This is a genomic window from Streptomyces sp. NPDC052236 (assembly GCF_044548015.1).
Classification (GTDB): Bacteria; Actinomycetota; Actinomycetes; order Streptomycetales; family Streptomycetaceae; genus Streptomyces.
Window position 1 is genome coordinate 1 of record NZ_JBIUBL010000027.1, and the last position, 14,314, is coordinate 14,314.

A 14,314-nucleotide genomic window follows, 5' to 3' on the forward strand; every position below is an offset into this window, starting at 1 on the left:
CTGAAAACCGTGCTCGGACACCGTCGCCTTGCCGCCTTGCCGCCTTCAGGGAAGTCGACCCCAGTCACCGGCCACCACAGGCCCGAGTGGCGGCGACGGTCGGCACCATCCGCTGCCCGGACCCGGCGGTTGCAGTGCTCGCCACAAAACCAACGTATATCGCTGACCTGGGGCGATGCGGCGGTCACTTCATGGTCTGCGCGGTCCGGGGTAGTTCGGGCGTGCTCTCGGCGACCCGCGGCGGGGTTCTGGCGCATGTGGGTCCCACAAGTAGCTGGGCCGGACTCCCCGTTCGGTGGAGGCGAGATGGCGGCCGCGGTTGAGCCGTGCAGTACTGGGAGCGCAGGACTCATCGAACTCAGCGAGTGATCACGAGTGGCATCTTGCCGGAGGGTATGTCCTTGCCGGAATCGCCTGACGATTTCTTCGGCCTGCTCACCCCCGACAAACCGGGCGTGGCTGACGAGTCAGCCCGCGGAGCGGCAGCAGGAGGCCATGGACAATTGGACCTCCAGGGGAGGCGGAGACTATCCGGGTGCTGCTGGACCGGCTGGGCGCCGCAGGCGAGGTCGACTGGTCCCGGTACGCGATCGACTCGGTCAGCATCCGGGCAGTCAAAGGGAGCCCTTGACGGGGCCGAATCCGACCGATCGCGGCAAGAACGGGTCGAAGATCCACGTCATCTGCGACCGGGCCAGCCTGCCGCTGTCGGTGGGTATCTCCGGCGCAGACGTCCACGACAGCCAAGCGCTCGTCCCGCTGATGCGCGGCATCCCACCGATCCGCGACTTCGACCACCTGCACAATTGGGCTGCGGCGCAGGCAGATCGTGCCCCGCTTCGCCGCCGGGGCGTGGAGACATCCGGCCGCCTGGGCCGCCACCGCTGGGTGGTCGAGCGCACCATGTCCTGCCTCAATGGCTGCCACCGCCTGCACAGGCGCTACGAGCGCAAAGCCGAGCACTTCCTGGCCTTCGTCGGCATCGCCGGCGCCCTCATCTGCTACCGCCACTACACCAACTGCGACGACCGCTTATTGGTTTGCCGCCGGCCAGCCCGGTCGGATAGAAAGCTTGGATGCTAAGAGGCAGCAAGGTTGGGCTCAGGGCCCGGCACGAGGACGACATCCCGATCCTGCAGGCCGAGCTCTACGACGACGTGGTCAACTCCTCGCGGGCCGAAGGCGGGCCGTGGCGGCCGATCACGCCCGGCTCGAAGGACTCGCGGCTGGTGGTGGACGACAAGGAGCAGGGGCACGTTCCGTTCTCCGTGGTGGAGTTGGAGGGCGGCACGCTGATCGGCACCGCGTCGCTGTGGAGCATCGACAACCACAATCGGTCCGCGCACATCGGCCTGGGGCTGCTGCCCTCCTCCCGCGGCAAGGGCTACGGCACCGACGTGGTCGCAGTGCTGTGCCACTACGGTTTCGTCGTGCGCGGCCTCCAGCGGCTGCAGATCGAGACGCTGTCGGACAACGCCGCGATGCTGCGCTCCGCCGAGCGCAACGGCTTCGTCCGCGAGGGCGTGCTGCGCTCCTCGGCCTGGGTGATGGGCGAGTTCCTGGACGAGGTGCTGCTCGGGCTCCTCGTCCAGGACTGGAAGCCGGACTCGAAGGGCTAGGCTGCCGCCCGACGGTCAAGGGCGGGGCCGTGGAGCCGACATGGACGGCCGAGGGCCAGGACAGCGACGTTGTCCCGCGTGAGGCGTGGGTCCTGTTCGCCGACCGACAAAGCGATACGCCCGGGCCGCCACCGCTGGGCGGTCGAGCGCACCATGTCCTGGCTCAACAGCGACGATCCCGACGCCGCGGCTGTACGTGAGGGTGATCAGGGCTTGGGGTTGAGATTCCATAGGCGGTGGGGTCCTGGTGTCAGCGTCGGACCGTGGCGGTCCGTCCGACGGCGGTCGGTGGCGTTACCCGAAGCGCCGGGCTCGGTGGCCGCGGCGCGGACGGCCCTAGCGGTGCGTACGGGGCGTTGTCGTCGCCCAAGCTGACGAACGTGGACCCTGCGGGGCCAAGGCGCCTACGAAAAACTCGTCGAGGTACAGGGGCCGGTCGATGATCAGGAGCCTGGCGGTGTCGTGGTCGGCGAGGACAGCGGCGCGGGGCAGTCGGAACTCGGACGTTGCCCAAGAGGGGTTCGCGTTGTCCCACAGGTAGCCGCACAGCGTGTCCTGGTGGCGGCGCTGGGTCCAGTCCTGGATGTGGGTGGACCACTGGCGGGCAGAGCCTGGGCGGCGCCGTGGGCGAAGCGGTCCAGGTCGGCGCGACGGGGCAGCGTCCTCGTGGCGTGATGGAGGGTTCTTTTGTACTCCCGGTCGTATCCGGAGCGGCTGGAAGGCATGGGGGTGTCTTTCAGAGATTCAGGTGCTCGGTGCCGGTCACACGGCAGGCCACTGTCGCGGGAGCGTGGACGTGTAAGGCCGGCGCGTTGACGAGCATTGTGTCCAGCGGAAACGCCCGAATCTGGGCTCGGTGAGCAGTGGCATTGTCGGTGGATGTTAGGCAATCAGTCGTTCCTCCGCGAACAGTTCGATGACGTTGGGGGAGGGAACGGAGTTGGACCCAGGCGCGTGTGGCCCCCACGGTGACTCATGAGGCGACAGTGCAGGGCGAGGATTGTGGACAGCTTCCGCCGGTTGACGCCTCACGGCGTACGAGATCGTGCCACCCGGTGCCGACCGGCTTCGGCCCCTACGACATCCACTGAGCGGACGAACTCCTGCACGACATGGGATTGCCATCCCGCCGCGCCGGCAACCTGCTGGCCGAATACCTGCTTCCCGGCGGGGCCGGACACTGACAAGTTTGAACCTGCTCGTCACCGCCCTGACCGGATACCGAGGATGTCCGGTCGGCCGACGAGTGGCCGACCGGACATCGGGCTCAGGGGAGGTCGAACCGATCGAGGATCATGACCTTGTCCCACGCGGCCACGAAGTCACGCACGAACTTCTCTTCCGCGTCCTCGCACGCGTAGACCTCCGAGGCGGCTCGGAGCTGGGAGTGCGAACCGAAGATGAGGTCGACGGCGGTGGCGCTCCACTTGACCTCGCCCGTGGCGCGATCCCGACCTTCGAAAACATTCTCAGCCGAGGCCGACGCCTTCCACTCCGTGCCCATGTCGAGCAAGTTGACGAAGAAGTCGTTGGTCAATGTCTCCGGCCGGTGGGTGAAGACGCCATGTGAGGATCGCCTGAAGTTGGCGTTCAGTACCCGCATGCCGCCGATCAGAACCGTCATCTCGGGAGCGGTCAGCGTCAACAGGTTGGCCCGGTCCAGCAGGAGAGTCTCCGGCGACAGCTTCTCTCCCGCTCGGAGGTAGTTGCGGAACGCATCTGCCCTGGGCTCGAGCACGGCGAACGACTCCACGTCGGTCTGCTCCTGCGAGGCGTCCGTGCGTCCCGGCACGAACGGGACTGTGATGTCGTGCCCGGCGTTTTTCGCCGCTTGCTCGACGGCCGCGCACCCGCCCAGGACGATCAGGTCAGCGAGCGAAACCTTCGTTCCGCCGGACTGTGAGAGGTTGAAGTCCTGCCGGATCTGCTCGAGGGTCCGCACCACCTCGGCCACCTCGGGCAGGTCATTGACCTCCCAGCCCCTTTGCGGCGCGAGTCGAATCCGTGCCCCGTTGGCCCCGCCACGCTTGTCGGTGCCGCGGAAGCTCGCCGCCGACGCCCAAGCGGTGGCCACCAGCTGGGAGATGGACAGTCCCGAGGCGAGGATCCTGCCCTTGAGGGCAGCGATGTCCTCGTCCGCGACCAGTTCATAATCGGCCTCGGGGACGGGGTCCTGCCACAGCTGCGGCTCGGGAACCCACGGGCCGAGGTAGCGCGAGACGGGTCCCATGTCGCGGTGCAACAGCTTGTACCACGCCTTGGCGAACGCTCCCGCGAGCTTGCCCGGGTTCTCGTGGAAGCTCTTCACGATCGGCCCATAGACCGGATCCACCTTCAGCGCGAGGTCCGTCGTCAGCATCATGGGAGCGTGCCTCTTCGACGGATCATGGGCATCAGGCACAGTGCCCTTGGCCGAGGGATCCGTGGGAGTCCACTGCTTCGCACCGGCCGGGCTCGTCGTCAGCTCCCAGTCGTACCTGAACAGATTGTCCAGATACCCGTTGTCCCACTTCGTCGGCTCCGAGGTCCATGCGCCCTCAAGCCCACTGGTGAGCGCGTCGGCGCCCTTGCCGCTGCCGTACGTGTTCCTCCAGCCGAGGCCTTGCTGTTCGATGGGGCAGGCCTCGGGTTCCGGACCGATGTACTCGGGGTCGACCGCACCATGGCACTTGCCGAACGTGTGGCCGCCGACAATGAGCGCAACCGTCTCCTCGTCATTCATCGCCATACGCCCGAACGTCTCGCGAATGTCCCTGGCGGCAGCCATCGGATCCGGGTTACCGTTGGGCCCCTCCGGATTGACGTAGATAAGGCCCATCTGCACGGCACCGAAAGGACCGGCGAGTTCCCTGTCGCCGCTGTAGCGCTCATCTCCGAGCCAGGTGTCTTCGGGCCCCCAGAAGATTTCCTCGGGGTCCCAGATGTCCTCTCGCCCGAAGCCGAATCCGAACGTCTTGAACCCCATCGATTCCATGGCACAGTTGCCGGCGAAGACCAGAAGGTCGGCCCAGGAGATTTTCCGGCCGTACTTCTGCTTGACCGGCCAGAGCAAACGGCGTGCCTTGTCGAGGCTCGCGTTGTCCGGCCAACTGTTGAGGGGGGCAAAGCGCTGAGCGCCGGAGCCGCCACCGCCCCGGCCATCGGCTGTGCGGTACGTTCCCGCGGCATGCCAACTCATCCGGATGAAGAGCGGCCCGTAGTGGCCGTAGTCGGCAGGCCACCAGTCCTGGGACGTCGTCATCACCTCGAAGACGTCCTGCTTCAGCGCGTCGAGGTCGAGGGTATTGAGCTCTTCCGCATAGTTGAAGTCCTCGCCCATCGGATTGGACCGGGGCGAGTGCTGGTGGAGAACCTGAAGGTCCAGCTGATTCGGCCACCAGTCCCGGTTCGTCCTGGGCCGGGTCGGCGTAGGGGTCGGGGAGGGGATTACCGGGTTCTCGCTTTCGCTGCCGGACACGTCCGTCCTTCTTCCTGTCTCGGTGTTTCCTTCTGCTGGCTGCTGGCTGCTGGCTGCTTGCTCTTGAGGCTGTTTGCTTTTCTGGTGTCGAGCACTGACCAGACCCGCGGCGGTCAACGCGGGGCTAGGGGCCGGCGAGAACCTGTCCTCACGAACGACGCCGATGATCGAGCGTGTGTCGGCGTCCGTATGGTCGCGCACCGCAGACCGCGCCGCTACGAGAACACGCAGAGCACCCCGGCGTAACAAGCAGTCAAATTTCTGATTCCGGCATGTGGGCCAAACGTCTGGTCATCGTCCGACGCCCGCCGCCACAACGTGGCTGAGGCCGGCCCTGTCCGGCATACGCAGCATCGCCCGCCCCAGCAGGCCCACCGCCCTTATGGAGTTCCTCCCAGCGGCGTGTCGTCGCGGACGTCGTCGACGGCGAGTCAGAGCTATCCACCGCAGGCCGTGCCAAGCGCTACGACCCCCACGCACGCCTTGGGGCCCAGAGGGGGAAGTCGAGGGACTCGGCAGGAGCCAGGAGGCGAGCGTTATGACGGCCAGGGTGCCCCCGAGGCTGATCTGCGTGGCCGGCGAGTTCACCCGGTACGACGTACACGACGTTCACGCCGTACGCGAGCACCGCCGCAGTATCGACCTGGTCCGCTACTGCTTCTTCGGTAACGATCACTTCGGTCTGGAGACCGTCGCTTCGGTAGTCGCCCGGACCGCGGTATCCGTACTACCCGATGCACCACTGCTGTCGAGGTGCCGCGTCGGCGCAGGGCGGAGGGAGTAATGGCGGAGCTCGGCGATGCCCGCCTTCTCCAGGGAGCCGCTGTCCGAGTTGCGCTGTGCGGGCACGATGTGGAGCTGCGGTGCCGGCTCCCGCCAGTCGCGCGGCCTGGCCGAGCGACTGGGGGCCTCAGCACCAGCTCGCCCTCGACGTTGATCCCGACAGCGATGCGGCATGCGTGCAGCGGACCGCCGAGCTCAGAGCCCGGCGACTTTGGCGCTCGCCGACAGCTCGTAGACCAGGGTGACCGTGCGGCGGCTGCCGGGCGGGAGGGTGACGTCCCAGCGGGCGATGCCTTCGGCGTCGACCACGTCGGGCGCCGGGGAGCAGGCTTCCTTGCGCAGGTGTACCTCCACCGCCGAGGTTTCGGAGACCGGAATCCGCTCTCGCAGGACGACCACCCGTTCGCCGTGCTCCCCGGGGGCGGAGAACCGGGACAGGTGCAGCCGGACCGTGCGGGTGACCACGGTCCGCTGCATGATTCCGGCGGAGTCGCGGGACTCCTCGGCCTGCCGGACCACCCGGTGGTCGTCGCAGCTGCCGAAGGCGAGCTCGACAGGGGCGCCGAGGGCGGTGAAGTCCAGCGTGCCGCGGCCGCTGAATCCGCTGCCGCGGACCAGGTCCACGGGCCCGGCGAGCAGCACATGGCCGGACAGGTTGTCCAACCGCACCACCTGGGTGACCAGCGGGGACAGCTCGGGTGAGCAGGCGTACTCGCTGCTCGCGGCCGTGGTGAAGACGGAGAGCGGCACCCGGTGGGCGCGGCCGTCTCCGGGCACGGAGACCGGCGCGGGGGAGTTCAGCACCCGTGCCTCGCCGCCGTCGTCCACCCCTGGCAGGCCGAGCACCGGGGCGGGGCCGAGGTCCCCGATCTCCTCCTCGCGCAGTTCGACGTCGACCGTGCGGCGCTCCGCCGCGGAGCGCTCCTTGAGCGTCAGCCGGTCCTCGCCCAGCCGCGGTGGATCGGTGGCCGACGCGGACCGGGCCGTCGAGAACGTCAGCCGTACGTCCGACCAGTCCTCGCCGGTGCGCTGCCAGACCATCGCGTCGGTCTCCAGCGTCAGAGACTCCCCGTCGAGCACGGCCCGGTAGGCGGGCCGCCACAGCGCACAGGGGGTGAGGTGGCTCAGGCGCAGCCGGACCGGCCCGGCGACCGCGGCCTCCACGGTCAGCTCGATATGACCGACCAGCTCGGCGGGCTCTCTCTCGGAGAGGTCCATGGCCTGCTGGGCCTCACCGAGTTCGACAGCGAGGGCGGCCAGCCGGGCTTCCACGGTGCGGAGTTGCTCGCCGTACGAGTCGCGCTCTTCGTCCACCCGGTCCAGTTCGCGGGCCCAGCGGGGCCCTTCGCTCTCCCCGGAGCCGGCGCCTTCGCCGATGTCCCGCAGCAGATCGGCGGCGAGGCGGCCGAGCAGGTCGAGGCGGGCATGCAGCCGATCGCGTCGCTGCCCCAGGGCGAGCTGCTCCTCTTCGATGGTGTGCGCTCGGTGGCGCAGCGCGGAGTCGTCGTCGGCGGACGGCAGCGGCCCGCGCGGCGTCCAGGTGCGGACGATCCGCACGTCCAGCACGGTCGCGGGATGATCGGCGGTCAGCTCGGCATGGAGGGTACGGTCGACGGCCAGGGCACTGACCGGCCCGAGACGCAGCCGCTGGACCCCGGCCTCCAGGTCAAGCACGACAGCGCGCTCGATGTGGGCGCGGTCCTCCAGGCAGGTGACGGCGGTGACGGGGAGGGCGATCGGCTTCGGTGCCGTGGACATGGCGTGTGTCAGCTCCTGCGGTTTCCGCCGGCCAGGGCCTTGCCGGCCGGGATGCGGATCTCGTAGCCGCCGTCGAGGGCGGCGGTGCCGCCGGCGGGCAGGTCCACCCGCCAGACGCGGGTCCCCGGGGCATGGTGCTCGGGCCCCGTGCCGTCCTCGGGTGCCGTCCAGTCGGCCCGCTCCTCGATCCGGACGTCCGCTTCGGAGGTGACCGGCACCCGCTCGCGGACCTCGACGGTGACGGGCCTCGCGAGCCGATTGGCCAGCTCCAGGTGGACGCGGTGGTCGAGCACGGTGGTGTTGTTGCGCAGGCCCGAGGTCGACTCGCGCAGGTTCGTACGGCGGGTGACCCGGATGCCCTCGGCCGGCCCGAGCCCCACCCGGCGGACACCGCCGGGGGCGAGCGTGGGCAGTGCTGAGGTCAGCAGGAAGTCGTCGTCGACGGTGACCTCCACCGGGCCGGCCAGCAGAGCCTGGTCGGTGGCGTTGGAGAGTACCAACGTCGCGTACACGGTCTGGTCCACGGACGGCACGCAGAGGTACTCGGTGCGCAGACCGACCGGAATCTCGGCGACGGTGATGGTGTGCCAGGTGCCGTCCGACGGAATGTCGGCGCGGGCGGTGGCATCGAAGCGGTGGTCGAAGGAACCCGCCGACTCGCGGGGCCGCACGGCGTGTCCGGGCAGCGGCAGCGCGGCCACCGCTTCGGCGCGGCGACGGTACTCGGCCGCCAACGCGTCGAAGGGAGAGCCGGGAAACAGCCTGCCTCTGCGACCGCCCTGCTCGTCGGGGCCGCACAGGACGAGGGCGGCGTAGTCGAGCTCGGCACCGCTCGGCTGCGGAGGACCGGCCGCCGGTGCCGGTGCCGGAGGCGGTGGTGGCGCAGCCCGGCCAGGAGCCGCCGGTGCCATGGCGGCGGGAGGCCCCGCGAAGGACCCGCCGCCGGTACGCGGCCTGCCGCCCGGTCGCGACCGGACCGGCTGAGCAGCGGGCGGCAGTGGCGGAACGGGACCGGATGCGAAGTCGCCCGCGGTAGCCACGGGCGCGGAGCCTGCCACGACAGCCGCAGGTACGGCGGTCGTGGCAGGGCGAGGGCCGGCCGCCTCGTACCCGGTGAACAGGTCGGCGAGCCCCGCCGGGGGCTCGCGCCAGCCAGAAGGCGTGGGGGCGGGCTGACGGCGTCCGATCCGGATCGAGCGGAGCCTCGGCAGGTCGGTGCGGCGCAGCAGGTCGGCGGTGGCCAGGGCGATCCGCACGCCGGTCCAGTCCTCCCCGGTGCGCTGGGCGACCGAAGCGCGCAGCACCAGACGGCCGGTGCCGTCGCCCTGACGGTGGGCGAGACGGTAGGCCGGCACCCAGACGGCGCCCGGCACTCCGTATTCCAGCTCCAGCTCCACGTCCGCGTCACTGGTGCCGTCGAGGGTCACGACCGCGGAGACCGTGGTCTCCACGTGCGCTGACGGTGCGTCGGTGGAGGCGCGGGCGAGCCTGTCCGTGGCGACGGTGAGCTCGTGCTCGACGCGGCGCAGCGCCTCCTCCAGCTCAACGAGGCGGGTGTGCAGTCCCGTCAGCCGCTCGTCGACGAAGTCGGCGAGTTCCAGCCACGCGTCGACCGGGGTGCGGCGGTGCGGGTCCTCGCGCCTGCGGGCCGGCGGGACCGGGTGCAGAGCCCTGACCTCCTCGATCAGGCTCAGCTGCCGGTCCCGGCGTCCCCGCGCCGCCGCGTACTCGTCGCGCAGCCGCTCGACCTCTCGCCGCAACTCGCCGGGCACGCTGATGCCGAGCGGTTCGGCCTCGACGTCCACCCGGGCCTCGGTGACGCGCACCCAGGGGGCGCGCAGGACACGGGCCCGCAGTGAGCCCGGGGCCAGCGAGCGGGGCAGTCCCGTCACCCGCACCCGGCCGTCCGACGGCACGCTGCCCCGGGCCAGGCGGCGGCAGACCGCGCCCTGCGCGTACACCACGACCGAATCGAGGGTCGACCCCCACCTCTGTGCTGTCTCAGCCGCCATGCGCTCCGCCCCCCATCGCGTCCATGCTGAGCGAAGCCTACGCCTGAGCCGTCCGCGCATCCGCGTCGAGTCCCGATGTCAGTGGCCCGTCGTACGGGCGCGGCATGAGCGCCTCCGACGAAGGCCGTGAGCTTGCCTCGCCCTGCCGGAGACACCGAGAAGGAGGCTTGGTCCATGCCCACCTTCCGGGTCACCGGGAAGATGTTCCTGACCCTGCCCGACGAAAAGACATCGATGGCCGTCGGGCCGACGAGGGGCTTCTCGACGCCTAGGCTGGCTGGAAGGCCTTGTGGCCGACGCCTACGCACTGGACGTCGGCTGTCGTGGAGTCGTACCCCTCTGCAGGAGATCCTCATGGACTACTTCGACCTTGGGACCTTCACCCGGCCCGTGTCGACTCGTTCGCCGGAAGCGCAGCGCTGGTTCGACCGCGGTCTGGTGTGGGCCTACGCGTTCAATCACGAAGAGGCGGTCACCTGCTTCGAATCGGCGGCTGCCGCGGATCCTGATTGCGCGATGGCGTACTGGGGTGTCGCGTACGCCCTGGGCCCCAACTACAACAAGCCCTGGGAATTCTTCGACGACGTCGATCTGCGGCGCACGGTGGAACAGACGCACGCCGCCGTCGAACGGGCTCACGCGCTGCGCGACGGGGCCACGCCGACTGAGCGCGCGCTCATCGAGGCGCTGCGCAAGCGCTATCCCTCCTCGCGCGCCGCGGAGGACTGTTCGATCTGGAACGAGCCCTACGCCGCGGCCATGCGCGCCGTGCACGAACTCGCGCCCGACGACCCGGACGTTGCCACGCTCTACGCGGACGCGCTGATGAACCTCACTCCGTGGCAGCTGTGGGACCTGCGTACGGGCGAGCCCGCGCCCGGTGCCCGCACGCTGGAGGCGAAGGCCGTCCTCGACCGCGCGCTGCCGAGCGAGACCGGCGCCGATCATCCGGGCGTCCTGCATATGTACATTCACCTGATGGAGATGTCGCCGGCACCGGAGAAGGCCCTCGCGGTCGCCGACCGGCTGCCGGGACTGGTGCCGGACGCGGGGCACCTGCACCACATGCCCTCACACCTCGACGTGCTGTGCGGGGACTACCGGCGGGTCGTGTCCGGCAACAGTGATGCGATCAAGGCGGACGAGAAGTATCTGCAATGGGCCGGCGCGATGAATTTCTACACGCTGTACCGCTCGCACAATTACCATTTCAAGATTTACGGCGCGATGTTCCTCGGCCAGTCCAGGACGGCACTGGAGACGGCCGCGCAACTCGAGGCGTCCATTCCCGAGGAACTGCTGCGCGTGGAGAGCCCGCCCATGGCCGACTGGCTGGAGGGGTTCCTCGCCATGCGGGTTCACGTGCTGATTCGGTTCGGCCGGTGGGCGGACATCCTCGCGTTGCCGATGCCGCCCGACCCGAAGCTGTACTGCGTCACCACAGCGATGCTGCGCTACGCGCGCGGAGTGGCGTACTCGGCTACCGGGGCGATTGCCGAGGCCGAGGCCGAACGAGAGCGGTTCGGCCGTGCGGTGGAACGCGTTCCCGAGACACGGACGCTGTTCAACAACACGTGCCGGGACATTCTGGCCGTCGCCTCGGCCATGCTCGACGGCGAGCTCGAGTATCGCAGGGGCGAGTACGACCTGGCGTTCGCATCCCTGGAGCGCTCCATCGAGCTCGACGACAGCCTTCCCTACGACGAACCGTGGGGCTGGATGCAGCCCACTCGTCACGCGTACGGGGCGCTCCTGCTGGAGCAGGGCCGCGTCGAGGAGGCCGAGGCCGTCTACCGGGCCGACCTCGGGCTCGATGACACCCTGCCCAGATCCTCGCAGCATCCTGGAAACGTCTGGGCCCTCCACGGCTTCCATGAGTGCCTCGTCCGGCTGGGCAAGACGGGTGAAGCCGGCATCGTGGCCCAGCAACTCGTCGTCGCCACCGCACTCGCGGACGTCCCCATCGAGGTGTCGTGCTTCTGTCGCCTCGACACCGCGGGCGCGCAGGGCGGCTCCTGCTCCGGATGATCCGTGACAGCGCGAACCGATGCTGTGTCGCAGCTCCGCCGCCAGCCGCGGGGGAGCTGCGTGCTTGGGTGACCCCGATGGGGGCCGCGCGACACGTCGTCGTGAGGCCGCTGCGGCTCTTACGGAAGGTCGGCGGCGGGCGTTGGCCGGTGCCCGCTCGGCGTATCAGCCCGGCGAGCCGGCCCAGTGCGACCTGTGGTTCCCGCCGGCGGACATTCCGCTGGGCTTTGGGCAGGCCGGCCGCCCGCCGGTACTGGTGGTGGCCGGTTATTCGCGGGTGATTACCGCCCGGAGTCGGGGCGGCCTTGAGGATCTCGTGCCCCCACGCCGGGACCGACCCAGCACAGCGGGACCAACCTCAGCATCGGGGCCGACTCCGACGGCTCCGGCAAGGCCGGCGGGACGAGCTACGGCAATGTGCGGGACGGTGACATGAGCACCTACTGGTCGCCGGCCGGTTCGACCGGTTCCATCTCGATCAAGTGGGGCTCCGCTACCGCAGTGTCCAAGATGAACATCAGGGAGGCGTCAGGCTCCGCAGGTGGTATCGGATCCTGGAGGGTCGTCAACGGCGACACCGGCGCCGTCCTGACCTCCGGCAGCGGGGCGGGCGTCATTGCTTTCCCCCGGACCTCGCTGCACAAGATCACCTTCGAGATCACCGGCTCGACCGGCACGCCGAAGATCGCCGAGTGCGAGACCTACGCCGGGTAGCGGCACGGTCCAGCCCCTCCGTCCGGGACCGGCATCCCCCGAAGCCGCCGTGCAGCAGTAAGGCACTCGGCATCCACGCCGTGACCGCCACCCGCTGCTGATCACCGAAACGGGGGCCGTCAGATGCGGCCCCCGGTCTCGGACCGTCAGGGTCCCGGACGGGTCCCCGCCGCACCCCTTCGGCCTAACCCGTGGGTAGTGATTGACTGTGTCCGCGAGCCAACCCCAGGAGGCCCCGTGTCCGAGCCCGACCGCTCCGCCCGTCTGCTGGCCGGGCTGCTCGCAAGCGCGGGCGCGGCGCACTTTCTCGCTCCTCGCCAGTTCGATGAGATCGTGCCGCGCTCGCTGCCGGGCGAGCCGCGAACATGGACGAGGGTGAGCGGCGTCGCCGAACTGGTGCTCGCGGCCGGGATCGCTCTGCCACGGACCCGCCGGGTGAGTGCTCTCGCCGCGGCGGGCTTCTTCGTGACGGTGTTCCCGGCGAGCGTGAAAATGGCGTACGACTGGCGCCACCGGCCGACATCACAGCGTGCGGCGGCCCTGGGACGGCTACCGCTCCAGGTCCCGTTGGTCCTCTGGGCGAGGAACGTCGCCCGCTCCACCTGCCGCTGATCTGCCGCCGCCGCCCGCCCCCTGCCGTCGCGAGCGTGTCCGCCCGCGGACGCGTCAAGCCCGACCATGTGCCTCCTGCGAGCGTCGCGACAGTGAGTCGATGACCACCGCGGCGAAGAGCACCCCGCCCGTGATGATGAACTGGACGGCAGCGGGGGTGTCCGTGATCGCCATCCCTGAGGCGATCGACTGGATGATCAGTATGCCGAGCACCGCGGACCAGGTGGTACCGCGTCCTCCGAACAGGCTGGTGCCACCGATGACGGCTGCCGCGATGGCATTGAGCAGCAGGACACCCGAGCCTGAACTCTGGCTCACCGAGGTGATGCGCGAGGCCAGGAACAGGCCGCCGACCGCGGCCATGGTGCCCGAGACCGCGAGCACCGCGGTCTGCACCCGCGTCACACTCAGGCTGGCGCGACGGGCGGCCTCGACACCGCCGCCGAGTGCGTAGACCTGCCGCCCGTAGTGCGTACGGCGGAGAACGATGTCGAGGCCGGCCACCACCACGAGGAAGATCAGGAGCGCGAGCGGCAGACCCTGGAAACGGTTGAGCAGATACGCGGTGGCGAACGCGATCACCGCGAGTACTCCCGTGCGCACCGCGATTCCCCGGAGCGAGCGGTGTGGCATGCTGACTGCCTTGCGGCGCTGCATGCCCTGGTAGGACACCAGGAACACCATGCCCGCGCCGATCGCCGCCACGCCGTAGGCGACGCCGTCGTTGGTGAAGTAATAGCTGGTCAGCTTGGCGACGAGCCCGTTCTCGTCGAGGTTGACAGTGCCGCTGGTCCCGAGGATGTAGAGCATGAGGCCGTTCCAGGTGAGCAGCCCCGCGAGTGTGACGACGAACGCAGGCACCCGGGTCCTGGCGAAGGAGAAGCCTTGGATGGTTCCCGCCGCGGTACCCGCGAGCACCGCGACGATGACGGCAAGCCATTCCGGCACACCGTTGTTCACATTCAGAACGGCGAAGGCAGCCGCCGCGAGGCCGCTGATCGAGCCGACCGACAGGTCGAGTTCACCGAGCAAGAGCACGAAGACGATGCCGACCGCGATCAGACCCGTGCCCACGATGTCCACGCTGAGATTGGACAGGTTCCGGGGTGAGAGGAAGTTCTCGTTGAGGGCCTGGAAGGTGATCCAGACCGCGGCGAGGACGAGGACGACGGGGAGCGAGCCCAGTTCACCGGCTCTCACCTTGTGCCGGAAGACGGCGACCCTGCTCTCCACGGCACGGGCGATGGCCCGCCCGCGGTGCGGTTGACGGGCCTCGGCGTCGGGTGCGGTGGCTTCGGCCCGCGTGTTGTCCGCCATGTTGCGCATCCCTT

At 69.4% G+C, this 14,314-nt stretch carries 8 protein-coding genes and 3 pseudogenes; 7 read left to right on the forward strand and 4 right to left on the reverse strand.

What is annotated here, in order from left to right:
• Positions 1–520 precede the first annotated feature (520 nt).
• Positions 521–1,020, forward strand: a pseudogene (locus ACIHCQ_RS34045) (transposase); the annotation flags it as partial.
• A 56-nt stretch (positions 1,021–1,076) separates the two neighbouring features.
• Positions 1,077–1,619, forward strand: a complete 543-nt coding sequence (locus ACIHCQ_RS34050) for a GNAT family N-acetyltransferase (RefSeq protein ID WP_399671341.1) — start codon at positions 1,077–1,079, stop codon at positions 1,617–1,619.
• A gap of 1,267 nt (positions 1,620–2,886) precedes the next feature.
• Here ACIHCQ_RS34050 and katG read toward each other — a convergent pair.
• On the reverse strand, positions 2,887–5,076 hold the full coding sequence (katG, locus tag ACIHCQ_RS34055; protein ID WP_399671344.1) for a catalase/peroxidase HPI: 2,190 nt from the start codon (positions 5,074–5,076) through the stop codon (positions 2,887–2,889).
• Between the two features lie 538 nt (positions 5,077–5,614).
• Between katG and ACIHCQ_RS34060 the strand changes: the two genes are divergently transcribed.
• On the forward strand, positions 5,615–5,860 hold the full coding sequence (locus tag ACIHCQ_RS34060; protein WP_399671347.1) for a hypothetical protein: 246 nt from the start codon (positions 5,615–5,617) through the stop codon (positions 5,858–5,860).
• A gap of 194 nt (positions 5,861–6,054) precedes the next feature.
• On the opposite strand, the gene ACIHCQ_RS34065 is transcribed toward ACIHCQ_RS34060, so the two are convergent.
• Complete coding sequence (locus ACIHCQ_RS34065; protein WP_399671350.1) at positions 6,055–7,617, reverse strand: DUF4139 domain-containing protein; 1,563 nt, start codon at positions 7,615–7,617, stop codon at positions 6,055–6,057.
• 8 nt (positions 7,618–7,625) lie between these two features.
• Complete coding sequence (locus ACIHCQ_RS34070) at positions 7,626–9,629, reverse strand: DUF4139 domain-containing protein (protein ID WP_399671352.1); 2,004 nt, start codon at positions 9,627–9,629, stop codon at positions 7,626–7,628.
• 126 nt (positions 9,630–9,755) lie between these two features.
• Here ACIHCQ_RS34070 and ACIHCQ_RS34075 point away from each other — a divergent pair.
• The 4 genes and pseudogenes from ACIHCQ_RS34075 to ACIHCQ_RS34090 form a co-directional block, all read left to right on the forward strand.
• Positions 9,756–9,872: pseudogene (locus ACIHCQ_RS34075) on the forward strand (MmcQ/YjbR family DNA-binding protein); the annotation flags it as partial.
• Between the two features lie 111 nt (positions 9,873–9,983).
• Positions 9,984–11,657 carry a hypothetical protein gene (locus ACIHCQ_RS34080; protein WP_399671631.1) on the forward strand — a complete coding sequence of 558 codons (1,674 nt, stop codon included), beginning with the start codon at positions 9,984–9,986 and terminating at the stop codon, positions 11,655–11,657.
• Between the two features lie 321 nt (positions 11,658–11,978).
• Positions 11,979–12,371 (forward strand): annotated as a pseudogene (locus tag ACIHCQ_RS34085) (pectate lyase); the annotation flags it as partial.
• Between the two features lie 237 nt (positions 12,372–12,608).
• The gene (locus tag ACIHCQ_RS34090; protein WP_399671355.1) at positions 12,609–12,983 is read left to right on the forward strand and encodes a DoxX family protein; all 375 of its coding nucleotides are present in this window, start codon (positions 12,609–12,611) and stop codon (positions 12,981–12,983) included.
• Positions 12,984–13,037: 54 nt separating this feature from the next.
• Here the strand turns inward: ACIHCQ_RS34090 and ACIHCQ_RS34095 are convergent, their stop codons facing one another.
• A complete protein-coding gene (locus tag ACIHCQ_RS34095; protein WP_399671358.1) occupies positions 13,038–14,309 on the reverse strand; it encodes a sugar ABC transporter permease in 1,272 nt (423 codons plus the stop codon).
• Positions 14,310–14,314 lie beyond the last annotated feature (5 nt).